22 protein-coding genes are annotated in these 23,462 nt (G+C 37.3%); 6 read left to right on the top strand and 16 right to left on the bottom strand.

All coding sequences use genetic code 11. The annotated features are described in order from the left end of the window. Positions 1–212: 212 nt before the first annotated feature. The 5 genes from MKY06_RS07970 to MKY06_RS07950 all read right to left on the bottom strand — a co-directional run bounded on the left by MKY06_RS07970 (position 213) and on the right by MKY06_RS07950 (position 9,846). Entirely contained in the window at positions 213–2,999 is a 2,787-nt protein-coding gene (locus MKY06_RS07970; protein ID WP_194757954.1) for a sigma 54-interacting transcriptional regulator, read from the bottom strand. A 353-nt stretch (positions 3,000–3,352) separates the two neighbouring features. Beyond that, positions 3,353–4,804: a glycoside hydrolase family 68 protein gene (locus tag MKY06_RS07965; protein ID WP_194757955.1), complete on the bottom strand. Its 1,452-nt coding sequence runs from the start codon at positions 4,802–4,804 to the stop codon at positions 3,353–3,355. A gap of 588 nt (positions 4,805–5,392) precedes the next feature. Beyond that, positions 5,393–6,853 carry a protein adenylyltransferase SelO gene (locus MKY06_RS07960; RefSeq protein WP_272812254.1) on the bottom strand — a complete coding sequence of 487 codons (1,461 nt, stop codon included), beginning with the start codon at positions 6,851–6,853 and terminating at the stop codon, positions 5,393–5,395. Positions 6,854–7,125: 272 nt separating this feature from the next. Continuing rightward, positions 7,126–8,583 carry a glycoside hydrolase family 32 protein gene (locus MKY06_RS07955; RefSeq protein WP_029324235.1) on the bottom strand — a complete coding sequence of 486 codons (1,458 nt, stop codon included), beginning with the start codon at positions 8,581–8,583 and terminating at the stop codon, positions 7,126–7,128. Between the two features lie 21 nt (positions 8,584–8,604). Further along, positions 8,605–9,846, bottom strand: coding sequence for an MFS transporter (locus MKY06_RS07950; protein ID WP_078081655.1), 1,242 nt, complete (start codon positions 9,844–9,846; stop codon positions 8,605–8,607). A 326-nt stretch (positions 9,847–10,172) separates the two neighbouring features. Here MKY06_RS07950 and MKY06_RS07945 point away from each other — a divergent pair, with 326 nt between their 5' ends. Both MKY06_RS07945 and MKY06_RS07940 read left to right on the top strand, forming a co-directional pair. Then, entirely contained in the window at positions 10,173–11,156 is a 984-nt protein-coding gene (locus tag MKY06_RS07945) for a LacI family DNA-binding transcriptional regulator (protein ID WP_340960538.1), read from the top strand. Between the two features lie 90 nt (positions 11,157–11,246). Continuing rightward, the gene (locus MKY06_RS07940) at positions 11,247–11,456 is read left to right on the top strand and encodes an alpha/beta-type small acid-soluble spore protein (protein WP_013058452.1); all 210 of its coding nucleotides are present in this window, start codon (positions 11,247–11,249) and stop codon (positions 11,454–11,456) included. 89 nt (positions 11,457–11,545) lie between these two features. Here MKY06_RS07940 and MKY06_RS07935 read toward each other — a convergent pair whose 3' ends face one another. From MKY06_RS07935 to MKY06_RS07925, 3 genes are all read right to left on the bottom strand, one after another. Beyond that, entirely contained in the window at positions 11,546–11,746 is a 201-nt protein-coding gene (locus MKY06_RS07935; protein WP_013056287.1) for a hypothetical protein, read from the bottom strand. Between the two features lie 156 nt (positions 11,747–11,902). After that, on the bottom strand, positions 11,903–12,124 hold the full coding sequence (locus MKY06_RS07930; protein WP_098287231.1) for a hypothetical protein: 222 nt from the start codon (positions 12,122–12,124) through the stop codon (positions 11,903–11,905). A gap of 156 nt (positions 12,125–12,280) precedes the next feature. After that, positions 12,281–13,666 carry an amino acid permease gene (locus tag MKY06_RS07925; protein ID WP_064471506.1) on the bottom strand — a complete coding sequence of 462 codons (1,386 nt, stop codon included), beginning with the start codon at positions 13,664–13,666 and terminating at the stop codon, positions 12,281–12,283. A 461-nt stretch (positions 13,667–14,127) separates the two neighbouring features. On the opposite strand from MKY06_RS07925, the gene MKY06_RS07920 reads away from it, so the two are divergent. Then, entirely contained in the window at positions 14,128–14,859 is a 732-nt protein-coding gene (locus tag MKY06_RS07920; RefSeq protein ID WP_064471505.1) for a ZIP family metal transporter, read from the top strand. Between the two features lie 96 nt (positions 14,860–14,955). Here the strand turns inward: MKY06_RS07920 and MKY06_RS07915 are convergent, their stop codons facing one another. The 4 genes from MKY06_RS07915 to MKY06_RS07900 form a co-directional block, all read right to left on the bottom strand. Beyond that, on the bottom strand, positions 14,956–15,180 hold the full coding sequence (locus MKY06_RS07915) for a hypothetical protein (RefSeq protein ID WP_064471504.1): 225 nt from the start codon (positions 15,178–15,180) through the stop codon (positions 14,956–14,958). A gap of 148 nt (positions 15,181–15,328) precedes the next feature. Beyond that, positions 15,329–16,915, bottom strand: a complete 1,587-nt coding sequence (locus MKY06_RS07910; RefSeq protein WP_064471503.1) for a hypothetical protein — start codon at positions 16,913–16,915, stop codon at positions 15,329–15,331. A gap of 181 nt (positions 16,916–17,096) precedes the next feature. Beyond that, the gene (locus tag MKY06_RS07905) at positions 17,097–17,243 is read right to left on the bottom strand and encodes a hypothetical protein (protein ID WP_156622810.1); all 147 of its coding nucleotides are present in this window, start codon (positions 17,241–17,243) and stop codon (positions 17,097–17,099) included. 67 nt (positions 17,244–17,310) lie between these two features. Next, positions 17,311–17,451 carry a hypothetical protein gene (locus tag MKY06_RS07900; protein WP_170960130.1) on the bottom strand — a complete coding sequence of 47 codons (141 nt, stop codon included), beginning with the start codon at positions 17,449–17,451 and terminating at the stop codon, positions 17,311–17,313. 217 nt (positions 17,452–17,668) lie between these two features. Between MKY06_RS07900 and MKY06_RS07895 the strand changes: the two genes are divergently transcribed. Further along, positions 17,669–19,342: a ribonuclease J gene (locus tag MKY06_RS07895; protein WP_064471502.1), complete on the top strand. Its 1,674-nt coding sequence runs from the start codon at positions 17,669–17,671 to the stop codon at positions 19,340–19,342. A gap of 227 nt (positions 19,343–19,569) precedes the next feature. Continuing rightward, entirely contained in the window at positions 19,570–19,722 is a 153-nt protein-coding gene (locus MKY06_RS07890) for a YpzG family protein (protein ID WP_014460817.1), read from the top strand. A gap of 51 nt (positions 19,723–19,773) precedes the next feature. On the opposite strand, the gene MKY06_RS07885 is transcribed toward MKY06_RS07890, so the two are convergent. The 3 genes from MKY06_RS07885 to MKY06_RS07875 form a co-directional block, all read right to left on the bottom strand. After that, complete coding sequence (locus tag MKY06_RS07885; protein ID WP_013082476.1) at positions 19,774–19,914, bottom strand: hypothetical protein; 141 nt, start codon at positions 19,912–19,914, stop codon at positions 19,774–19,776. 70 nt (positions 19,915–19,984) lie between these two features. Further along, on the bottom strand, positions 19,985–21,328 hold the full coding sequence (locus MKY06_RS07880) for an amino acid permease (RefSeq protein ID WP_057274637.1): 1,344 nt from the start codon (positions 21,326–21,328) through the stop codon (positions 19,985–19,987). A 118-nt stretch (positions 21,329–21,446) separates the two neighbouring features. Next, positions 21,447–22,070 (bottom strand): LysE family transporter, encoded by a 624-nt coding sequence (locus tag MKY06_RS07875; RefSeq protein ID WP_029324211.1) that lies wholly within the window; start codon positions 22,068–22,070, stop codon positions 21,447–21,449. Positions 22,071–22,236: 166 nt separating this feature from the next. Here MKY06_RS07875 and MKY06_RS07870 point away from each other — a divergent pair, with 166 nt between their 5' ends. Then, on the top strand, positions 22,237–22,473 hold the full coding sequence (locus MKY06_RS07870) for a hypothetical protein (RefSeq protein ID WP_013056274.1): 237 nt from the start codon (positions 22,237–22,239) through the stop codon (positions 22,471–22,473). 136 nt (positions 22,474–22,609) lie between these two features. On the opposite strand, the gene MKY06_RS07865 is transcribed toward MKY06_RS07870, so the two are convergent. Next, positions 22,610–23,458, bottom strand: a complete 849-nt coding sequence (locus MKY06_RS07865) for an MBL fold metallo-hydrolase (RefSeq protein WP_029324209.1) — start codon at positions 23,456–23,458, stop codon at positions 22,610–22,612. Positions 23,459–23,462 lie beyond the last annotated feature (4 nt).

Genomic DNA, 23,462 nt, shown 5'->3' with positions numbered 1-23,462 from the left:
CAAGTATCGTGCCAACAAAGAGTATTAAGCGCTTTCATTTATTTTTCAATACCTTTTTCTGTGTTGTTGATACAGGTTTCTTAAAATAAACAAACCTGTATCAAAACGTCATGCGTTTTAATACAGGTTTTTCTGTTATTTAAAAAGTGGGATAAAAAAAGAAACTAGTGGCATATAAATCAAACTAGTTTCTCAGAATTATAATATGATTTTTACATTTCATCCGCAAAAATGGTGGCAATAAATAATTTTTCATCTCTTGTTAAGGTAAGTTTCAGCTTTTTTTCGACGGCTTGTAATGTTTTTTCCGTTTTTTGATAAATATTTTCTAACTGATGAGTGATTTCTTCATCCTCTGGAAAAGTAAGAGGTTCATTTTTTATCATTCTTTCTAAAGCAAAGGCTGTATGCATCACAATTCGAATCATAACAGTGTTGCTTAATTCCATTTCTAACTCATCTTGTACATGACTTAACCACTCTAACAGAATCTCACTTATGAGGTACGGATTAATAAATAGAAGGTACTTTCGCAAGTTTTCTTCGCAAAGTTCGCGCACCACAATATTCGCTTCGGTTTTCTCGTCATCATAGCGTATCGTTTCTTTTGTAATTGCCTGTTGAAGTATTCGCTCTCCCTGCCCTTCAATGAGGACTTCTAATGATACATGAGGCGCATCAATCCTTGGATTTTTAGTACCTGCTGTTGCAACAATTTCATATTCTTTTTGAATTTCTCGAATGTTTGCTGCTAATTTAATAGAAGAAACGGTTAGAATTTTAATAGGTTCTTGAGATACTTTGCGTGAAATAATCGTTAAGATTTTTTCTAATTGTTTTGCTGTACCGCTTCCTGTTGTACAAATAGAAACAAGTGCTTTCTTTTTTCCAAACACGTGCTGCTGCTTATCTATAAATTCCATAAAGTCTTTTTGCACCGAATCAAATATGGCATATAAATTTAAATCTAAATAATTTACTTTTCTAACGGTGTCTAACACCATAGACGTCGTCACATTGCTGATGGTTTTAATTTTAGTCCCTGTTTTTTGTTCCAACTTGCTTTCTAACATGGCAAGCGAGCCCATGTCCACAAGCATTAATACGCCTTCTCCTTCATCTACTTTCTTAATTCCTTGGATTAACCTGTCTACAATTTCAACCGGAGATACCGTCAAAGGCACATCAATAGCTATAATAGGAGTGCTTCCTAAAAGCTCCGTAGCAACTTCAACCATAGAAGTTGCCGTGCTGTTTCCATGCGCAGCAACTACAATCCCTACTCGTTTATTTTCTTCTAACGTTCGAATCGATTGAATAACCATTGTGAGATAAATGACTTCTATTTCCGGCACGCTAATGTTAAACCACTTTTCAATTCGATTTTTAAAAAGCAGTGCTACCGCATATTCTTTTGGATATGTTTCGCGAATTTCATCTATCTCCTTTGTATTTAATACGTCTACTTGTTTTTTTCGCTTTAAAAAGGATTCCATATGCATACTTAAAAAATGAATAAACCTGCGATCAAATTTACAGTTCAATTCTTTTTCAGCCAACTGTTTTAATTCTTTTGTAAGCTGAATCACATCGTCTTCTACGAATTTCATTAAATTAGAGCTCTGGCCATTTTTTTGATTAAAAAAGCTCCGAACATTCAAATGAATGTCGGTAAGAATATACTGATTGATGTCTTCTTGAGATAAACCTTCTTTTGTTAAAACATCTACTTTTTCTTCTATTAACTGATATAAATTAAATGATACGTCTTCCTCCATTTTTATTTCTTGGCTCTCCATAGCCGGGGAGATAATCGTTTTAAGGTTTACATATTCAGAAATTTTTTTGCTGCGCTCCATATTTTTACTATTCGAAATCCAATCTCGTTTAATATCATCAGGCAGATCTCGCACTGTAAGTTCCACCATATGTTTACTATCAAGGTTATTTAAAAATCCGTGTGCGCAAACGAGCTGCACATTCGACTTTAACTGCCCTACATTCCCGAATTTTTCAGTGTGGATTAAAGCATTTAATACATCAATGTGGACACTTAGCTTTTTATTAATTCGTTTAGCCTCTTGTTCTAAAAGAAACGTGGTGAGGCGAATTTTTTCTTTTAAAGACCTCTCTTCTAATGAGGGAATATGGATAGTCATCGGAATTCTTCTTAAGAAAGTTTGCAGTAAGGCTGAACCGGGATTTTCAGTTGTAGCACAAATAATTAATACCTTAGACGTTCGCTTGTGATCTGTTTCCCCTAGGCGATTGTACGTACCTTGATCAATGAGGTAAAAAAGCATTTCTTGGCCTTCGGGAGGAAGCCGGTGTACTTCATCCATAAAGAGAATCCCTTCATTTGCTTGTTCTACTAAACCTACTTTACTTTCAGTTGCTCCAGTGAAACTCCCTTGCTTATGACCAAATAACTGAGAAAGAAGTAATTGAGGATTATGGTAATAATCAGCGCAGTTAAAGGTAATGAACGGGGCATCTGTTTTTAGCCTCTCTGAATATAAGGCAAATTGATAGATTCGTTTTGCAAAAAGAGATTTTCCCGATCCCGTGGGACCTAATAGCAGCATATGTAATCCATTAGGCGGGTAAAGAACAGCAGCTTTTGCTTGAGAAATCGATTTTTTCAAACTGCCTGTAGCTCCAATCATTAATTCAAAAGGATTAGCAGGAAGAGCTTCTTCTTTTCCCACATTAGATAGCTGCTCTAGTTTTTCTACTTCCATCTTATTCGTATCCCACTTTTGACGACAAATGGTTTCGACAACCTCTAGCGGAACGTAGCGAACGGGGAACATTTTAATTTTGATTACTTTTTGCATGCGGACAAGTTTATTAAGTTCAAGACTTACATTAGATCTCTCTAAATCTAACTGTTCAGCAATTTCAACCGCTGAGCTTCCTTGTTTATGTAAAAGTTCCACTTCTGTAAACTCTTGAAAATTACTCAACAGCTGATTGTATACCTTATCAATTCGTTTCATTAGAAGCACCTTCTTTATTTTCAGTTCACGATTGGGATTTTCTCTTTCAAAGAAATGATCATTCCCTACTACTACAAGCTATTTCATCTACAAGTACCCTCATGTCATACTAATCTATGAAAACGCTTCAAACCATTATATGTAAATATATTAAGTTAGTCAAACCTGCATGTCAACCGGTTTCATTCTTAAAGTTATAGTCTGTCTGAATGTTTCATTTTCTTTAAATAACTATTAATGTAGATACTGCTTTTTTATTTTAATCACCGCTGCGGTTACAGCACATTTTTGATTAAATAATAAAACGAAAGAAAACAGCAGCAGTTGTCGCCATCTTCTTTCGTTTTTAAAAATTATTTATCCGTACTTAATTGCCCTTGTGGTAAAATACTGTTTTTCACAACAGCTGTTTTTGATCCTTTAATATTTAACAAGAAGCTAGGAGCAAAAGTAGAATGTTCCTCTGAATAGAAGCCTCTGTTTGTCATGTAACTTGTGATTACGACAGTGTCTCCTTTCACTTGTGGAACTGCAAAATGTGAATACGTAAACGTTTTGTCATTAGGGTCGAGGTCCATATGTAAAACAAGTCCTGTATCATTTAGCGGCTTGTATTTTCCTGTCAGCGTATTTGATACGTACCCTAGCATATATACATCATCTTGGCCGATACCATCAATAGTCATTTTAGATCCGCGAGAATCTGTGAATAAGTACCATTTCCCATCTTTTTTAAATACATTTGCGCGTTCAATTTCATCTGTCACCGTGTTTGAAGTAATCAGTGGATCCATTACTTTTTTCAAGGTATAATCGTTATTTAGTTCAACAATGCCTAATGCACCGTTTGCTAAAGAGGCTTTCTTTTTATTAGAGCTCTGAAGTAATTTCTCTTTTTCTGATTGGAAAAATGGATTATTTCCACCGTAGTAAGCTCGATTGTAAAGGGAATCTTCACCTTGATAACCATCTTCAGTTCCTGTGTTTGCTTCAAACACAAGGTATTTATGCCCTTTATCCTCTACATAGTGAGGATCTCTCAACGTATGATTATCTCCTGAACCATATGCGCCTTCGTCAATAAACTGCTGAATATTTTGATACTTTTTACCATCACCATCAAAAATGGATTTATGATCTTCAACACCTTCAATTTTTAACGTATCTCCACTTGGCTGGGATACATTTACTTGAGCTGTTGTTAAGGTTTGTTTTCCATAGTTTGTACCTGAAAAGTTAGTATAGAATAAGCGTATTTTTCCGTCTGATGTTAAAGTAGCAGATCCTGACCATTCTTGTGTTTGCTTTTTCAAATGAGGATCATTCGGTACAAATTTGTCACTGTCTTTGAACACTCTTCCTGCATTTTTCCAACTGTCAATCGAATCTTCACCGATTTTTTGATAAAACACATAAATAGATGTATCATCAGCATCTTTCGGATCACCTGCTAGTGCAAATACAACTTGGTAACCATGATAGTTGGCTACTGTTCCGTCAGCATTTTGCAGAGGCCAGCTGTCCCATACGTCTAAATCAATTAAATTGCCCGATTTATCATACCCTTTTGCAGAGGCAATATTTTTGATTGTTGATTTATCAAAAGCTGGAACTTTAAACTGTTCGCTTTTTTGCTGCTGAGGAATTTTCAGCATGTTATCACGCGTAATATGGGAAACTCCATAATTATTGTTGGTATCTTTATGATTGCTTTCAGCAGCCCATGTTTGAGATCCAGCACCTACTAACAGAGCTGTAGCAAAAGATAAAGCTGTAGTTTGCTTTGCGATTTTCTTAATATTCATCTGTTTTTCTCCCTTTTGTATAATACCTTTTCTTGTGTCACTCACAAGCAATTCATTTTCTATGTATCGAGAAGTAATATCAATCTGGCGAAATAACAGAACCGGTTCCATTACCTTTCCAAGATTACTTGCATAATATTGAAAAGTCAAATAGGTAAAATGGAGTGATTATCTCATTTTTCTCCCCTTGTATTTTTTATTTGGTTATAAAGTCTTAAACCTTCAACTTTTTGATTAAATGGGCAAATTCATCATCATATTTAACCTGCTATTTTTTATAAGCTCTTCTACAGCTGTTAAAGTAAGCCATTTTCAAAAAAATATCGTTAATGTATTTTTTGTGAAATAGTGGAATAATTTATTATATAATAGTTCCTATTGGCAATAATAAGAGACAAAAGAATTAGATGATTACTTTTCAATTTGATTCTTTTATCCTGTTAAATTTTATGTAGCTTTTCACGAGAAATCGTTATCATTTTAATAATCAATAATACATTTTTCAGAAAATCAAAAAGAGCTCTTTATAAAGAGCTCTTTTTGATATCATTTATGCTGTTTTTAAATAGCAGTTCTTATTTAAATGAATCAAGTTCCGCAGTACGTTTGATAAGGCTGATTAGACGGAGCAGACGGTGTACAATACTCTGGCTGACCCGGAGATTCATATGGGCTAGAAAGCACTTCAAGAAGGGTTTCCATGACGCTGTAGTCTTCTTTTTGTGCTGCGTTTAACGCTTCTTCCACTCGGTGATTTCGAGGAATGACAGCCGGATTATTATTTTTCATAAGCTCTTGTGAATCCGCTTTAGATTGTTGTTGTCTACCTAGTCTTTTCTGCCATAGCTCATGCCACTGTGCAAACTCTTTGCTTTTAAACAGATCACTATTTTCTAGCTTATCGAAAGTTAATGCACGAAACATATTTGTATAGTCAGCTTTATAGGTTTTCATTATTGTAAGAAGCTCTTGGAATAATGCTTCATCTTCTTTTTCTTCGTTAAAAAGCCCAAGTTTAGCCTGCATACCTGCCAGCCAGTTTTCCCGATAGAATTTTGGAAATTCCATCACGGCGCTTTGCGCTATTTCAACTGCTTTTTCTATATCTTGATCCAATAGCAGTAATAAAGCCTCAGCAAACCTCGCAAGATTCCACCCTGTAATGCCTGGTTGATTTTGATAAGCGTAGCGCCCTTGTACATCAATTGAACTAAATACAGTTTCTGGATCATAGGTATCCATAAATGCACATGGTCCATAATCAATTGTTTCTCCACTAATTGTCATATTATCCGTATTCATGACGCCATGAATAAAACCAATAAGCTGCCATTTGGCAACTAGGGTAGCGTGACGCTTAATCACTTCTTGAAGCAATGATAAATATTTTTTTTCATTCTTTTCTATATGGGGAAAGTGACGTTCTAATGCATAGTCAGCTAAAGCTTGAAGGTTTTCGACCGTTCCCCATTTTGCAGCGAACTGAAATGTGCCAAAACGAAGGTGACTGGAAGCTACACGCGTCAAAATCGCCCCCGGCAGTTCTTTTTCACGAACAATGGATTCGCCTGTTGTTACGACTGCTAGGCTCCGAGTAGTCGGAATACCAAGAGCATGCATGGCCTCACTAATAATATACTCACGCAGCATAGGTCCTAGAGCTGCACGACCGTCTCCTCCGCGGGAATACGGAGTTCGGCCTGAGCCTTTAAGCTGAAGATCTACTTTCTCACCCGAAGGCGTAACTTGCTCCCCTATCAGCATAGCCCGGCCGTCTCCTAGCATGTTAAAGTGACCAAATTGATGCCCCCCATAAGCTTGTGCAAGCGGGAAAGCACCTTTTGGGACACTGTTTCCAGCCAAAATGCTAACTCCTTCTGGGCTTTGCAGCTGTTCTTTTTGTAACCCTAGAGATGCGGCTAAAGAGTCGTTAAATTTAACTATTTTAGGTGAACTCACTGGATTAGGATCAAGAGGCGTAAAAAAGATGTTTGGTAACTCCGCATAGCTATTACGTAAATTCCATCCTGTTTCTTTTTGATTAGTCATCGTATCTCCTTTTCTTTTTGTGTCTTAAAACATAATTCTTTCTTTACTGATCGTTGTTTTATAAGCGCAGTAGCCCTTCTCTGTCCTACTTTCTTCTGGGCATCTTAGAGCAGGACAGTTTCTCTTTCATTCATTATCTCTTTTACTATTATATCGTATTTGCTCGTGCTTTTAATCTAAAGTGCCTTATCCATTTATATACCTCCACTTTGTTGACGGGCTATTAAATGCTCAAAAAAGAAGAAGTATTAATATACTTCTTCCTCTGTATTTTACCCCCAAATATCTTTTAAATTCCAATACGTTAACTCTTTTACGATTACGTTTCCTCCTTCAGTAAATAACTCAATTCCGAGCCTGCTTTCTTTTGGATAAATACGGCTCGTCATGGTCGCTTGTCCTTCGTTTGCAAATACTTCAACGGAAGAACGGTCCACAAATATTCGTAAAGCTAGTGTCTCACCTGCTTGTAACGCTACTTTCCTCACTCCATCTTCTTTTCCCGAGTAAGTACAGTCAAGCAATAGCTTTTGCTCATTAAGGTTGTAACACATAAGCGTTTCTTCGTTGTTTATTCCACGAATTTTTATTCCTACCGATGAAGCTTGGCAGTCCGCTAAATCAAATACAGCTTGTATCTCTAGCAAGTCTTCATTTACTTCTACTACATAGCTGTTAGAAAGAGCTTTATTGGTTAGCATATTATACTGAGTTTTCCGAAGTGATGTAAGCTCTTGGACGGGGTTCATTAACACTTTATCCTCTCTTAAAGTTAGTTCTCTCGGAAGCGTTAGCGCGCCGCACCATCCATCCTCTTTCGTTGGCATATTAGCTTCCCACATGTCCATCCAGCCAATTGCAATTCGCCGCCCTTTATCATCTAAAAGCGTTTGAACAGCATAAAAATCGTGGCCGTAATCTAATTCAGTAAATGACCCATGATGAAATGTATTGGTTTCATAATTATATTCTCCAACTAAATATCCTGTTTGGAAAAGGTTGTGATAAGAATCACCTTTTGCTTCTATCCCTTGAGGAGAAATCATTAACACATGCTTTCCGTCTAACTCAAAGAAGTCTGGGCACTCCCACATATACCCTAGATCTCCATCGCTTTTAGCAAGAACACCAACATATTCCCATTTTCGTAGATTTGAAGATCGGTATAAGATAACACGTCCCTCTTTTTTCTTTGTTGAGTTTCCTAGAATCATATACCAGAAATCTTCGTGCTTCCATACTTTAGGATCCCGAAAATGATGAGAGCTATCTGCTGGCGGCTCAGCAATAACTGGGTTGGTCTCTGCTTTTTCAAAGGTAATGCCGTCTTTACTAACAGCTATATTTTGGTTTTGAAAAAAAGTATCCAGCTCTTTGTCTATATAATTATGTCCTGTATAAATTAACGTAAGCTCTCCTTCGTTATCTACGGCACTTCCAGAAAAACATCCATCTTTATCAAATGTATCTCCAGGAGCTAAAGCAATCGGTAAATGCTGCCAATGAACAAGATCTTTGCTTTTGACATGTCCCCAATGCATCGGTCCCCAATTCTCGTCATATGGATGATGTTGATAAAAAACATGATATTCTCCTTTATACTGAACCAACCCATTCGGATCATTAATCCAGTTCGCTGGCGCCATAATATGATACCCTAACCGGTATTGATGATTTACCTTTTTCTCTGCTTCATTTAATGAATGTTGAGCTTGTTCGATTTTATTTATCGTTAACATCATCATATCCCCCTATATAATCTGCGTTTTTTCTTGTACATCTTTTCTCATAAACTTGTGTTTTTTAGAGTTTAGTAGTGTAAACATCGAAATAACGTTAAATACCAAAACCATACCTCCCATAATTAAATAGGTACGGGAAAAACCTACGCTATCATATAATCCTCCGGCTATAGGTGAAAGAACTGAAGCACCTATTTGTGAAGCGAATTGGAATCCAACCAAATAAAGTATAGAAGATAGGCGCGTGTCAAAGTTAGCTGCCAAATATTTAAAGATGGCAATGAGCATAATAGGAAGTTCTAATGCATGAATAAGTTTCATCGAAGATATTCCAATTGGACCAACAACAAGCCCTGACCCAATAATACGAAACCCCATTAGAAATCCTGCTAAAATTAAACTATTTTTTGCACCGATCTTATTTACAATAAACGGTGCTGCGAACATCATTCCAGCTTCTAAAAATACTTGAAACGAATTTAAGTAGCCAAATACTTGGTTACCTATCGATTCAGTAGGAAACAAAGATGCATAATAGATAGGAAATTGCTGATCGTATACCCCATACACGCACGTAACGCCAACAACATAAATCATAAAAAACCAAAATTCCTTCAATAAGAATAAATTACCTACATCTCTCAGCGTGACGGATTCAGCTTTTTCCATTTCATAGCTGCTCATTTCTACTTTTACAGAAAAAATAATAGCCATTAGGATAACCGCTGAAACAGATGCCACCCAAAAGTTAATATGGGGATTAATATTAAATAGTTGTCCTGCAAAAAATGTAGCTACAGCCCAGCCTAATGACCCCCACATTCTAGATTTTCCGTACTCAAATTTATATTTTCGGCTGACTTTCTCTATGTATGTTTCAATCGCTCCGATGCCCGCCAAAAACGCTACTCCTAAATATAAGCCTCCAATAATAGCTCCTATCAACACATTGTATTGAAGCAAAGGTCCATAAACAAAAATATAAAATGGTCCTACAAACACTAAAAGACAGCTAATAAAAAATAAAATATGTTTCTTTAAACCTATCCTGTCAGATATATATCCGTACAAAGGCTGCATACACAAAGCAAAGATAGCGTTTACAGAAAAGATTAAGCCTGTAGCTGATCCGTTCAACTTAATCTCTTGCCCTAACCAGATAGAAAATAAAGAGTAGCTAGACGACCACGTAAAAAAGAAGAAGAAAAAATATGCACTCAGCTTCCAATATAAACTTTTTGAACTTTTCATTTTAGTTACCCCTTTAGCTTAAGATATAAAATCTTTTATCTAACAAAATGAAAGCACTTTCAATTTGATTTTATGTCAACCGGTTTCATATGTCAACCGGTTTCATACTTTATATTGCAAAAAGATTGTATTAGGTGTAAAAGTGGGCTTTGTGGTATGTTTAAATTGTTTAATAAACCGTTTACAATTCTTACATAGATTTTTATCGATTAAAATAAAACGTAACGACTGGAAAGCTGCTTGCTTGATTGCATTTATTTTAAGGCTTTTACATGTCTGATATATACTATAAAAGCAATGCTTTGGAGAAATTAGGAGGAAACTAGATGAAAGCCAAAATTAGTGATGTAGCAAAAATTGCAGGTGTTTCACCGACTACCGTTTCTCGTGTATTAAATAACCGTGGTTACATAAGCAAAGAAACGCGAGAAAATGTTTATAAAGTAATGAAAGAAATTAATTATTTCCCAAATGATATTGCGCGTTCATTATTTAATAAGCGAACAAATTTAATCGGTATGATTGTCCCGCAAACGAGCAACCCTTTTTTCGGAGAGTTAGCCTTTCACATTGAAAGTATATGTGCTTCTCTTAACTACAAAGTACTTCTTTGTAACAGTCTTAATCGAATTGATAAAGAAAAAAAATATGTAGAGATGCTCATTAGAAATCAGGTAGATGGTGTTATTGCCGTTACTTATAATAGAGGTATTTTTGATTCAGAAAGTCAAAGTCTTCCTGTGGTAGCAGTGGATCATTATTTATCGAAAGATATTCCTACCGTATCTTCTGATAACTATTCTGGAGGAAAACAAGCCACGGAATTGCTCATTTCAAAAGGTTGTAAGCATATTGTTCATATTAACGGCCCCCTTAAACTTGAAACTCCAGCTAACTTAAGAAGGAAAGCTTATGAAAACGTGATGAAAAAGGACGGAAAACAGCCTATCACGTATGAAATTTCAAATACCTTTGACCGCAACATTCAGCGAGAAACTATTTCTAAGGTTTTCGAAGAACATCCGGAAGTAGATGGTATTTTTGCAAGTGATGACTTACTTGCAGCTTTAGTAGTTGCGGAAGCACAAAAAAGAGGAAAAAACATCCCAAGAGATTTAAAAATCGTGGGCTATGACGGAACGGAGGCCAGTCAGACTTTGTTACCTGGTCTAACTACAGTTCAACAGCCCATTGAATCGATTGCTCAAACAGCCATTGATATTTTACTAAAAGAAATTGAAGGAGAATTCAGCAATATACCTCGTGAAATCTGCCTTCCCGTTAAGCTTCTAGAGGGACAAACAACGTAAAAATACGTTTTTTATAAAATAAATATCAGTTTGTTGCATATTCTTCTTCCTTTGTTCACAACTTAACGTTACAGAAAGGAGTTGAATACAATGGCAAACAACAAAAGCAGCAATAATAATGAATTATTAGTATACGGAGCTGAACAAGCAATCGATCAAATGAAATATGAAATCGCTAGCGAGTTCGGAGTAAATTTAGGAGCTGACACTACTGCACGTGCAAACGGATCAGTAGGCGGCGAAATCACAAAACGTCTTGTACAATTAGCTGAGCAACAACTTGGCGGCGGACGTTTCTAAGACAATTTCATACACACCATGACTTAAGGAAGAATGGATATCCATTCTTCCTTTTCATATATTTACTTTCCATCTTTATATAAAAATTATTATTCTTCCTCCTCTTTACTGACTGATTTTGTTTTTCCTTTCTTTAGTACAGCGCTGATTCCTAAACAACAGACAGCTGCTATCCATCCGGAGATGAGAAAATAAACGGAAGTATTTGCAAAGAGTGTGCCTATTAAAATAAACAGGCCTCCGAGAATAATAAAAAAGACGTGACCCTCACCATTTCTTTTCACCTTCATCACCTCTCCCTACCTATACAAACAAATGTTCAGATACAAAAGAAACTTCTTGATAAACAAGAAGTTTTCTTCGTGCGTTCCTTTTTAAATAAAAAGTAAAGGTGTTTTCTTTTTATTTATTCAACGAAACCCCTCAATATTCTTCTCAATTACATGCTATTCAATAATTTCTGCGGTTTTATACTCTTTCATAAATACATCAATGACATCTCCTGCTTCTTCGTTCTCCTCCTCCATTTGAACGAGTATTTCGTTTTGTGCATTTACCGAAAGGATTCTGACATCCGACATTCGGTTTATATCCAGCTGCAGTTCCAAATCTCGGGCAACTTCCTCAGCTTTTAGTGAATCTTTAATAATATATCTGTGGCTTCTCATAATATTCGCTCCCTTTACGTTATATGAACGAATATAGTTTATCCAAACTATCAGCGTACAATGACATTTTTCTTGTATCTTTCATTTAAACAAAACAAAAAAACGGCTTTTCTCAGCCGTTTTTTTGTTTTGCCTTTCACTTATGAAAAAGCATATTTATTTCTTTATTTGACCGTTCTCTGTATCAGGTATCATACGCTTATTTATTCCGAATGCGTAAAAACTAATGACAACAAGAGCGAGGAAAATAACCCCTACAATAAGTGAAATACGCGTTTCATCATTAAACCACATGCCTACAAGCACCATAAGTAAAAAAGCAATAGTTATATAGTTTGTTACAGGCGCAAAAGGCATTTTGAAAGGATGACTGTTCATTTCAGCACCTTTAGCTTTACGGAAACGAATTTGGCTGATAAGAATAATGAACCAAGGAATCATTCCTGGAAGCACGCTAGCGCTGTATACATAAACAAATACATTCGGTGGAGCGATGTAGTTTAAAATAACGCCAATTACTAACCCAATCATAACAGCGAGTGTGCTGTAAATTGGAACACCGTTACGAGAAATTTTCGTAAAGAATTTAGGTGCTTGACCGTTTACACCAAGCGTATAAAGCATGCGTCCTGCACTAAAAATTCCACTATTACAGCCTGACATCGCTGCTGTAATAACTACAAAGTTAATGATACCTGCAGCTGCTGTAACACCAACTTTAGCAAATGTAGATACAAATGGACTTCCTAAAGAATCTAACTCATTCCACGGATATACCGTCACGATGACAAAAATTGCTCCAATATAAAAAATTAAGATTCGCCAAATGATGCTTTGAATTGCGCTTGTTAACGTTTTTTTAGGATCTTTTGCTTCACCAGCTGTAATACCAATTAGCTCGACTCCTTGATAAGCTGCAATAACAAGAGATAGCGCAAAGAAAAAGCCTGACCATCCACCTGCAAAGAAGCCGCCGTGTGCCCAAAGGTTTGATAACCCGATTGCGTCTCCGCCATTTCCAAATCCAAAGAAAATTAACCCAAGTCCTGCGATAATCATTAAAATAATTGTTACAATCTTAATCATCGCAAACCAAAATTCAAACTCTCCAAATGATTTTACTGAAATTAAGTTTGCTGTGCCTAAAATCAACATGGCGATAATACCAGGCACCCAAGCTGGTAAATGGGGAAACCAGTAATGCATATATGCTCCTACCGCTATAATTTCAGACATACCTACGATTACAAATTGAAACCAGTTGCTCCACGCAGCCATATAACCTGCTAATGGATGAATATATTTGTGGCCAAATGTAGCGAATGAACCTGTGCTTGGTTCCATGTACAGCATTTCGCCCATGGCACGCATAATAAAGAAAATAAACATTCCGCAGATTGCGTAAGCAAGCAATACCGATGGACCTGTCCATTGGATGGTGCTTGCTGATCCCATAAATAATCCAACGCCAATTGTTCCGCCTAGCGCGATCATTTGAATGTGACGGGATTCTAAGCCTCTTTTTAGCTCTTTGTCTGCCATTCCATTTCCTCCTCCTAAACTTGTTATAGCTCTGTTAGGAAAGATACTTTTTGTGTCTGATGGAACAGCTATCGTTTTTAAAACCTTCCATTTTTAACCAGCACCTTTACAACTAAACTATTTTTTCTATTTTTAGCTATTCGACTGTATAATTACTTATTTTATGATAATGAATTTCCCTCAGAAATACAATTGTTTTTTTCAGAAAAACACTCAAGTAAACCATTTACCTTTGTTAAATCAGTCATCTCAGTGAAATAGTTTTTTATTTCAGTATAATTTAAATTTTATGAATATTAAAAACAGATATAGACGCAGGGTGCCGGAACACTCTATTTCTTAAGGATAACGAAATGAAACCACTACTTAATCGAAAAAATTCCTTTCTTCTACTTTTACGTTTTTTCTTTCTCTTCTTAGGGAAAGTATCCATAGAAAATAGAGATGAGGAGGGATTTTTCATGTGGCAAGCTGCGATGTGGGGCGGAATTTCAGGATCAGCTGTCCTTCTTGGTGCTTTAGCAGCAGTTTTTTTGCCTATCGGCAAAAAGATAATTGGTTATATTATGGCTTTTGGGACAGGTGTATTAATCGGAGCATCTACCTATGAGCTGCTTGGAGACTCGGTTCATAACGGTGGTTTAAAAGCTACTTCCCTTGGTTTTCTTGCCGGGGCTGTCGTTTTTACTTTTTTAGACTATCTAATTTCACGTCAAGGAGCGAATAAAAGAAAGAGGTCTACCAAACAAATGGCTGCGAATAGTTCTGGAATTGCTATATTTATAGGAACCGTAATGGATGCAATCCCAGAGTCCATTATGATTGGGGCTAGCTTACTTGAAAATGCAACCGTTAGCTGGCTTCTAGTTATCGCTATTTTTATAAGTAATATTCCTGAAGGACTGTCCAGTACGACAGGTCTATTGAAAAGCGGATTCTCTAAAAAGAAAATTTTTTTACTATGGGCAGCTGTTTTGTTCATTTCAGCTTTTAGCTCATGGACAGGCTTTGTTTTTTTAGACCATGCATCTGAGACACTTATGGCTGCTATTGCTGCTTTTGCCGGCGGTGGTATTATTGCTATGGTAGGTTCTACAATGATGCCAGAGGCCTATGAAGAAGGAGGTTCTATTACGGGATTAATTGCTGCACTTGGATTACTTGCTTCACTGATACTAGATCATTTTTCTTAATCGTCTTCATACTATTTCTATCGTTTCCAAGTAGAAAGCAGAAAGCCTTCTACTTGGAGACATTTTTCCTTATCACATTATTATGAATGTGTCTTCTTAATAAGTAAAATCGTAGTTTTCTTTTATTTCCCGAGTAAAAGCTTTCCAATCCGTAGTTTCAAATTCTGCATTGCGTGCTTTTAACTCTTTTTCCATTCCTTGAATCTCTTGAACAGCTTCTATAGTTCTTTCACTTCCTGGCCCTACTCTCCAAATTAATTCTTTGTATTCTTTAATCTTATCCATTAGATAACCCGTCTCTAATTCTTTATATTTAGACATATTAGCTGACTCCTTTTACTTCTTTCTTTCTTCTAAGATATCATATTTCTCCTTTATGGATAAGCCTCTCGTCTGACGCTTCTTTAACGCTCAAAGATAGAGAATACAACAATAAAAAAGCAAGCACAAGTGCTTGCTTCCGCTCTTATTAAGGCAATGGTTGAACCGCTACGTTCCCTACCGTTACAGCTTCTGTATATGCATTCGTACCGCTTTGGCGTAAGCGAAGATTGGCACTCCCCGCTGCGCTTGGATTTAATTGGACATTCAAAACCTTTTCTCCATTTCCAGCTGCGTCCGTTGTAATTGAAAAATTGCTGCTGTATCCATACGATGAAGGCCAGCTTCCATCTGCGTTTTGAACTTTAGCAATTTGAGTTCCCGATCCGTTATATGCACCTAGATTAAACGTGCTGTACGTAGTGTTAGCTGAAAGCCCGCTTACCTTTACGCGTATTTGGAATACGCCGCTCGTTGGTAAAATGGCTTGATGTTCCAATACGTAAGCACTAGCAGCTGGGGGCTGTGTGGTTCCACCTTTATAACCATATGAACCAGATGCAAAAGTTGACGTATCGTACCATTTATAGCCTGATGTAGGTGCTGACCATGGCTCTGGCTGAGGCTCAGTGGACTGACTTGGCGTTTCCGACGAAAGTAATGCTGTAGCCTGATCTAATTGAAGTCCTGATACTTGATTCAAAGACGTATAGCTTTCTTTCTTCGCTAGCCAATTGACCATATTTACAAGCAGTGTAGAATCGTCTTGTTCCTTAAATCCGTCATATGTGGTTTTAGAAGATCCTGTATCTTCTCGTTTATATTTTGGTGTAGCATCTTCAACCGGTGAAGAATCTCCTATAAAAGCAGCTTTACCTGTCCCTACTTTTGAAACAGCAGCAAAAGGTCCCTCCGCTCTTCCTCCTCCATTATACACTCCTTGATCTACAGCATTTGACCATTTTGTCGTTGTCTTAGGAAGATACACAATTCCTTTTGCTTTGTTTGGGTCCGTAATAGCAACCGTAGAACCTGCATGCATAGCAACGGTGGAAACACCTAGCGTAATACCGAATGCCTGAGAAGGAGCTACAATATCATTGGCTGTCACATCACCAATGGCATTATAGCGAAAGCGAACACCAAAGTTACTCGCTAACCAGTCAGAGCTTGTTACGTTTTGCATTGCATCGGAGGTTGCTTCTTCCGTTGTCATGCCTTTTTGGGGGTTTGTCCATGCTCCGCGACGGTATCCGTTAAAAACTTCTGAAGAGTCCCACCGGTTTTTGTTTCGGTCTGCATTGTAATGATCAGCAATAAAAAAGACGCTTCCCCCGCTCTGAACATATTGTAAAAGGGCGGCTTGTTCAGAAGATTTATACGGAATATTCGCTTCTGGCACAACAAACACGCTATAGCCACTGAGGTCACTGTATGTAATCGGCGTAGATTTTCGCAGCTCTTTTACATCAAACCCGCTACCAGCCAGTCCTTTCCCAAAATCAGAAAAACCTCCGTCAATAACCCAATCTGCTGTACCCGCAGTTTGACCATGGGTATTATCAAACAAGATTTTTTTACCGTTATTTTCATTTACGACAGAGGCTTTAATTTCTGGTGCAGGGTCAGCAGCGCTTTCTGCTGATGCTGAATGAGTAGTAAAAGGCAGTGAGATAGATAAAGCTGTACACATTGTTAAAACGGCATAACCTACGCGAGTATATTTTTTTCGCATATAAAATGCTCCTCTCAAATTTTTGCAAAGCTTGTCTTTTCAAGAGGATTATAGCAGGTTCATTTATGATTTTTTTAAATTTATTGTAAATAATATATATTTTTTCAAAAAAGGTTCTTTATACCTTATATTTGTCGAGACGAGCCCTTTTAAATATGCCCATGATTATATGTAAAATTTGTTAACGATAACGACTTGAATATTCGAGAATACTGCGCAGCATTTGACGTGTACTTTTTGATTCGTTTGCGCGTTCTTTATATTCAAGAGGACGATTAGGAGTTGACACCTTTTCTTCTTTATAATGATAATTTTTATTTTCGGACACGTTTTTCACTTCCCTATCTCTATTTTATTCAGAGCAGCTCAAAGCTGCTCTTTTGGTTGTCATTCTTTTATTTGTTATGACGGCTTACTTTTGCTTTTTGAAGCTCATCTGTATGAATATCGTTTGATAAAATACTTTTATTCACATTATCGACAGCAGCTGCACTGCTGCTGATTCCTTGGTTTTTGCTTTTATTTTGTTTACTCATTACATCCACCTCCATGTGTAACGTCTATATTTTATGGAGTTATGAAAAGAAAATAAGAGGTAGTATTAGGAAAATGACCTTCTTTTCTTTTTGCTTGTATTCCTCCTATTAAATAAAAATAAAATCTCCATATTTAACAGAATGCACCAGAAATAACTGCTCATACTAAGAGTAGAAACTGTATGTGTCTATTTTGAAAATATAGGAGGAAATAAGCGTGAGTACAAATAGCAATACACTATCCATTTTTGCTTTAGGCGGCATTAATGAAATAGGAAAAAATATGTATGCCGTTCAATATGACGATGACATCATTGTGATTGACTGCGGGTCTAAATTTCCTGATGAAAGTTTATTAGGAATAGATTTGATCATACCTGATATTACATACTTACAAGAGAATCGAGAAAAAGTTCGCGCACTGGTTGTGACTCATGGTCATGAAGACCATATTGGAGGTATTCCTTATCTTTTAAAACAGTTGAACCTTCCAATTTATGCAACAAGCCTTACCCTTGGATTAATTGACATTAAACTCCAGGAGCATCAATTATCTGCAGAGACGGAGCTTATTGAAATCAACGAAGAGTCAGAAATTACATTAGGCAATATTCCGCTTTCTTTTTTTAAAACGAATCACAGCATTCCAGATTGTCTCGGCATTGTCTTTCATACCCCTGAAGGAGCTGTTGTGCATACGGGAGATTTTAAGTTTGATTTAACTCCTGTTAACGACCAATATCCAGATCTTCATAAAATGGCGAAAATCGGCAGTGAAGGCGTACTGGCTTTAATATCAGAAAGCACAAATGCTGAACGCCCTGGATTTACGCCTTCAGAAAAGCTAGTTGGCAAACATGTAGAAGAAGCTTTTCGTAAAGCAAAGCGAAAAGTGATTATTTCTACTTTCGCCTCCAATGTTAACCGCGTACAGCAAATTGTAGATGCAGCGATTAAAACGAATAGAAAGCTTGCGCTTCTTGGAAGAAGCATGGTTAACGTTGTATCAGTTGCCTTAGAGAAAGGGTATTTAACCATTCCTGAAGGGATGCTAATTGAACCTTATGAAGTACATTCACTTGCGCCTGAGCAAGTCGCTATTCTCTGCACTGGAAGCCAAGGCGAGCCAATGGCCGCTTTATCTAGGTTAGCCAGTGGAAATCACCGACAAGTAGAGATTCTTCCTGAAGACACGGTCATTTTATCAGCAGGGCCTATTCCTGGCAATGAACGTAATATCTCTCGTATTGTCGACAGTCTTTTCACACTCGGGGCTCATGTGATTTACGGTTCAGGAAGCGCAACAGGTATGCACGTATCAGGACATGGCTATCAAGAAGAGCTAAAACTAATGACTACATTGATGAAGCCGAAGTATTTTATCCCGATTCACGGTGAGTTTCGAATGCTTCATCACCACAGCTTATTAGCAGAATCCGTCGGGGTGGAAAAAGAGAACATTTTTATTATAAATAACGGTGATATTGTTGACATCAAGGACGGAACAGCTGTTCAAACAAGAAAAATCCCTGCAGGCAATGTATATGTAGACGGTTTTGGCATTGGCGATGTTGGAAACGCGGTTTTACGTGACCGTAAACAACTTTCGGAAGATGGCATGCTGGTTATTGTGATTACTTTAAATAAAACGGAAGGAAAAATTGTGTCTGGTCCAGATACAATTTCGCGAGGTTTTGTTTATACAAGAGACTCAGAGCAGCTATTAAAAGACGTTAATCGACAAGTGACTAAAATCGTAAACCAATTACAAAAAGCGCACGTTCACCAATGGAATATTATGAAAAAAGAAATTAAGACCACCCTTGGACAGTTCTTATATAACCAAACGAAAAGAAGACCTATGATTCTTCCCATCATTATTGAAGTTTAATCCCTCCAGCAAAAACTGCCTTAGTCCCCACTAAGGCAGTTTTTGCTTTATAAATCCGAAGCTTAACCTAAAGTTAGAAGTGGCCTTCTGTAGTTTATGAATAGGCACTGCTTTTATATGTATGGTTAAAAGTGTTAGGTGTATTTCTTCTTTTTTATCCCATTCTATAAGAGAGATATTTCACCGCAAATATCTTGTGAAAGTATCCTATCCTTGAGGTGATTATGATGAATGATAAAAATCACGTAGATCAGCATTCAGAACTATTCCGCCACAACTGGACGAGACCGAAGCGTTCAAAGTCCCAAGTAAATGGACATACAGAGATGTCTCAAACGAACATCATCCTGCGAAGTAATGCAAAAGCTCATCGTTGGTAAGGGTACACTTCAACAAAAAAAGACGCGAACGCGTCTTTTTTTTATTTTTTATTATTGGCCGTCTGCCCCGCTTTGAGTTATCTTGCGAATATGACCATCTTCATAATTATTTTCTCGTAGCGCTTTTGCTTTGTCATCTACTACTTGTTTTTGATCTACTTGTGAAGAAGGAGTCTGCTTGTTTTTTGGCATGATCATAACCACCTTTTATTTTTGTAATTGTACAACGTGCATAGTATCCCTCATAAAGATTAAATATATGTTAGCTAGCGGCTTCTTCTTCTTTCCACTTATGGCGCAGTTTTAAAATAACAAGGCTTATAACAATTAAGAAGCCTAAGCTTGCAAAGAAACCTGGCCTGCTTGCAGATTCTAACAGCGTACCGCTTACCGCTAGCAGGATTAATAAGAGACCAACAGCTTGTTTTACTTTATCCCAAACGGTTTGTTCCATTAGGCGATGAAAAGAAATTAAAATAAAGAACCAGTTATAAATCAGCATCAGTCCCGCTGCTGTTGTAATGTACTCATAAATTTTCCCGGGCAATAGCAAGGAAAGAACAATAGAAACAACTAATCCCGCTGTTGTTAAAAGTAAAGCCGGTAAAGGAAATTGCAGCTTTTTCTTTTTTTGCTTTGAAAATAATGCAGGAGCATCTCCATCTTCTGAAAGAGTGACAATCATTGTTGTTACAGAAAAGAAAGACGCCGACATTGTTGAAAACCCAGCAACAATCATTGCTCCATTAAAAACATGAGGAAAAAATGGAAGATGGTATGTTTCTAAAGCCGTTATAAATGGACTTTGATTTCCATGAAAATCATGAAATGGCACAATTAAAATAGCTAAACTCAGTGAAGCGATATAAATAATTCCAAGGAGAATAAGCATACTTCTTCCCGCTTTCGGTGCGTCTTCTTTTTTTTCTAAACGAACCGTCATGATCCCCATAACTTCGATGCCGCCGAAAGCATAAAAGGCATAAAGCAAAGCGCCCCATAAACCTAAAAATCCATGAGGAAATACTTCACTTATCGTTCGCGGCACTCCTTGTTTGGCACCTTGATCAAGAAATCCAAATAAAGCGAGACTAGCTAATACAATAAACATTAAAATGGCAGCCACTTTTGTGACAGCAAATACATTTTCCATTCGCTCAAAGCCTTTTGTTCCGATTAATACAACAGCAATGCCTAAAACAGCATAAATAGAGGCAAAGACCCAAAGTGGAATACCGTCAAACCAAAAACGTGTAAAAAGAGATAAAGCAGTGAGCTGACTCCCCATGATCAGCATCTCTGAACTCCAGTACACCCATCCGCTGCTAAATCCTGCCCATCTTCCATAAGCCTTTTTAGCATAGGAACGAAAAGAACCTTTTTGAGGATCTTGAGCACTCATTTTAGCAAGCGCATCAAACACAATAAATGTACACACTGCCGCTAATAAAAAGGCGATTAATACAGCGGGGCCGGCTGCTTTTATTGCAATACTTGATCCTAAAAAATAGCCTGTACCGATTATGCATCCTACTCCGATTAAAGACAGCTGCCACCATTTTAATTTCCCTTCAACTTGACTTCCGCAGCCTATTTTCTTTTTCACTCTATCACTCCTCACACTTCGATGTAGTGTGTGATAGTTTGAAAAATTTATGCGTAAAAGAAGCACCTTTTCTATTATTTTTCAACGTACTGAAAACACTTTAGATTTAGCACTTCTTTTAGCCTAATTGCTGTGCGGCTTGCCAGCCGAAATACAGGCCAAACCCTATTAAAGATAACCCCGATACAACGGACACGGCAGTTAAAAACGTCGCAGCTAAGTATCGTCGAAACGTGCTTGCTAAAGCTGCCATCGCAATATCCCAAGACAGAATTCCCGTAAAAATAGCGCAGCTATATAAGATAAGCTGTTCGGTTTCATATGTATTAGCTGTTTTTGCTAAAACAGAGCCATAAATGCCAAGCCAAAAGAGAATTGTAAGCGGATTCGTTAATGACAGCAAAAAACCTGAGAAAAAACACTTTAACACAGAATCACCGTTTGTTTTTCTATGCTGTGTAATCCTCCCTGCGCCCATTAGCCCCTCAACACCTGTATAAATTAATACAAAGCACCCAAACGAAAAAAGAAACGTTTTCATAAAATCGCTGCTTAAAAAATGAACGGACCCAAAATAAACCACAAGCATATAAAGAGCGTCAACCGATGTTGCTCCTATCCCTAAGAACCAAGCATGTAAAAAACCATTTTTGATTCCTTTATCAAGCTGAGCGGCGTTAATTGGACCGATTGGTGCGGCTAACGATAGCCCTAATAACATATAGCTGAAAAAAGCTCCCACATGCATCCCTCCCTGCTTCTGAGGTTTTATAAATTGAACTATGATAAATGTATGCAGCCTGCTTAGCTTGTACTACGTAATTTTTATTTTATTTCTAAATCCGTTTGTATACCTGCGAAAAACCAGCGCATGTTAACTGTAAATACTATACAGAAGGATGAGAAGCATGAATTCATACACTCATATTAAAGAAGCATTACAATTAGCTGAACAGGCTGTTTATCAAGGACAGATGAATTTGGATGCAGCCAATTTTCAAAAAGCTCAAATGCATTTGAATATGGTTCAGCAGCAAATTAATGAACAAAAAGAAGCGGCGTCTGGTGATAAAGAATTAAGACGAATGGAAGAACACTTAAGACATTTACGCGAAGCCCAGCAGGCTATTCAGCAAAATTTTTAATAAGGGTAGTTATAACTTTTTTTACTTTTATACGAAAAACTAAAAAAGCTCTACGAACTCACTGAGTTCGTAGAGCTTTTGATCTTCACCTGCAGCTTTTAAGAGCTGCGTAAAGAGTATCATTTTTTCTTTAGCCTTATACATACTTTCCGTAATCAGGACGAGCAATTTCATCGAAATTCTTCGTAAGCTTCAATAAATTAGTTGAAAGCCATTCTCCGGAAACTGGTTTTCCATGTCCGGTCACCGCCACAGATGGATAAAGTGACTGAAGCACTTCAACTGATCTTTTGGCAGATGCCCAGTCCGTAGTTAAATAACGAGGAGGTCCACTAATTTCCAATTCTTGCTCTAGTACATCCAGTAAATATTCTTGCTTAGTGGTAACAAAAGCATCTCCTGCGATAAGCGCCAGATCCTGCTTTCTAAAAAGAGAAATATGTCCTGGAGAATGACCAGGGGTGTGAATCCATTCCCATTCCGGCATATGAGGTACGGAGCCGTCGGCTGGTAAAGCTTGCACGTGAGAGCCTAAATCAATGGCTTCCGTTGGAAATAATGGAGAAAGCTTTGCCACGAGCCCGCCTTCCACTGTACCATCTGGTGTAGGATAATTTTTTTTACCCGTCACATATGGAAGTTCAAGTGGATGTGCATATACCGGTATGTTCCACTTCTCCACTAATTCAATAATAGATCCAATATGATCAAAATGTGCATGTGTAAGAATAATTGCTTTTGGTTTTTTTTCTTTTCCAAACCTTTCTTCTGCCTCTTTGATAATCATAGAAGCCGAATTAGGCATTCCCGCATCCACAAGTACAAAACTATTTTCTTTGTCTGGATTTCCTATAAAACATACGTTAACAATCTGTGTAGTGTAGCTGTAGATATCCGGCGCCACTTCGACTCCTTTTCCACTGGCTATAGAGCTCATAGGAATGAAACTTTCCGTTGATGAACTTCCGTGCATCTCTCTATTCAATTTA

Source organism: Priestia sp. FSL P4-0332 (genome assembly GCF_038005845.1).
Taxonomy (GTDB): Bacteria; Bacillota; Bacilli; order Bacillales; family Bacillaceae_H; genus Priestia.
The sequence above is the reverse complement of the archived record's forward strand: the minus strand, read 5'-3'. Positions and strand labels throughout refer to the sequence as shown.

Excerpts from the sequence above, each read along its gene's own strand:
- MKY06_RS07960 (WP_272812254.1), bottom strand. The coding sequence starts at position 6,853 with ATGACTAATCAAAAAGAAACAGGATGGAATTTACGTAATAGCTATGCG.
- MKY06_RS07925 (WP_064471506.1), bottom strand. The coding sequence starts at position 13,666 with ATGGCAGACAAAGAGCTAAAAAGAGGCTTAGAATCCCGTCACATTCAA.
- MKY06_RS07935 (WP_013056287.1), bottom strand. The coding sequence starts at position 11,746 with ATGAAGGTGAAAAGAAATGGTGAGGGTCACGTCTTTTTTATTATTCTC.
- MKY06_RS07915 (WP_064471504.1), bottom strand. The coding sequence starts at position 15,180 with ATGTCTAAATATAAAGAATTAGAGACGGGTTATCTAATGGATAAGATT.
- MKY06_RS07900 (WP_170960130.1), bottom strand. The coding sequence starts at position 17,451 with ATGAGTAAACAAAATAAAAGCAAAAACCAAGGAATCAGCAGCAGTGCA.
- MKY06_RS07940 (WP_013058452.1), top strand. The coding sequence starts at position 11,247 with ATGGCAAACAACAAAAGCAGCAATAATAATGAATTATTAGTATACGGA.
- MKY06_RS07870 (WP_013056274.1), top strand. The coding sequence starts at position 22,237 with ATGAATTCATACACTCATATTAAAGAAGCATTACAATTAGCTGAACAG.
- MKY06_RS07930 (WP_098287231.1), bottom strand. The coding sequence starts at position 12,124 with ATGAGAAGCCACAGATATATTATTAAAGATTCACTAAAAGCTGAGGAA.
- MKY06_RS07910 (WP_064471503.1), bottom strand. The coding sequence starts at position 16,915 with ATGCGAAAAAAATATACTCGCGTAGGTTATGCCGTTTTAACAATGTGT.
- MKY06_RS07965 (WP_194757955.1), bottom strand. The coding sequence starts at position 4,804 with ATGAATATTAAGAAAATCGCAAAGCAAACTACAGCTTTATCTTTTGCT.
- MKY06_RS07970 (WP_194757954.1), bottom strand. The coding sequence starts at position 2,999 with ATGAAACGAATTGATAAGGTATACAATCAGCTGTTGAGTAATTTTCAA.
- MKY06_RS07950 (WP_078081655.1), bottom strand. The coding sequence starts at position 9,846 with ATGAAAAGTTCAAAAAGTTTATATTGGAAGCTGAGTGCATATTTTTTC.
- MKY06_RS07885 (WP_013082476.1), bottom strand. The coding sequence starts at position 19,914 with ATGCCAAAAAACAAGCAGACTCCTTCTTCACAAGTAGATCAAAAACAA.
- MKY06_RS07945 (WP_340960538.1), top strand. The coding sequence starts at position 10,173 with ATGAAAGCCAAAATTAGTGATGTAGCAAAAATTGCAGGTGTTTCACCG.
- MKY06_RS07920 (WP_064471505.1), top strand. The coding sequence starts at position 14,128 with ATGTGGCAAGCTGCGATGTGGGGCGGAATTTCAGGATCAGCTGTCCTT.
- MKY06_RS07890 (WP_014460817.1), top strand. The coding sequence starts at position 19,570 with ATGAATGATAAAAATCACGTAGATCAGCATTCAGAACTATTCCGCCAC.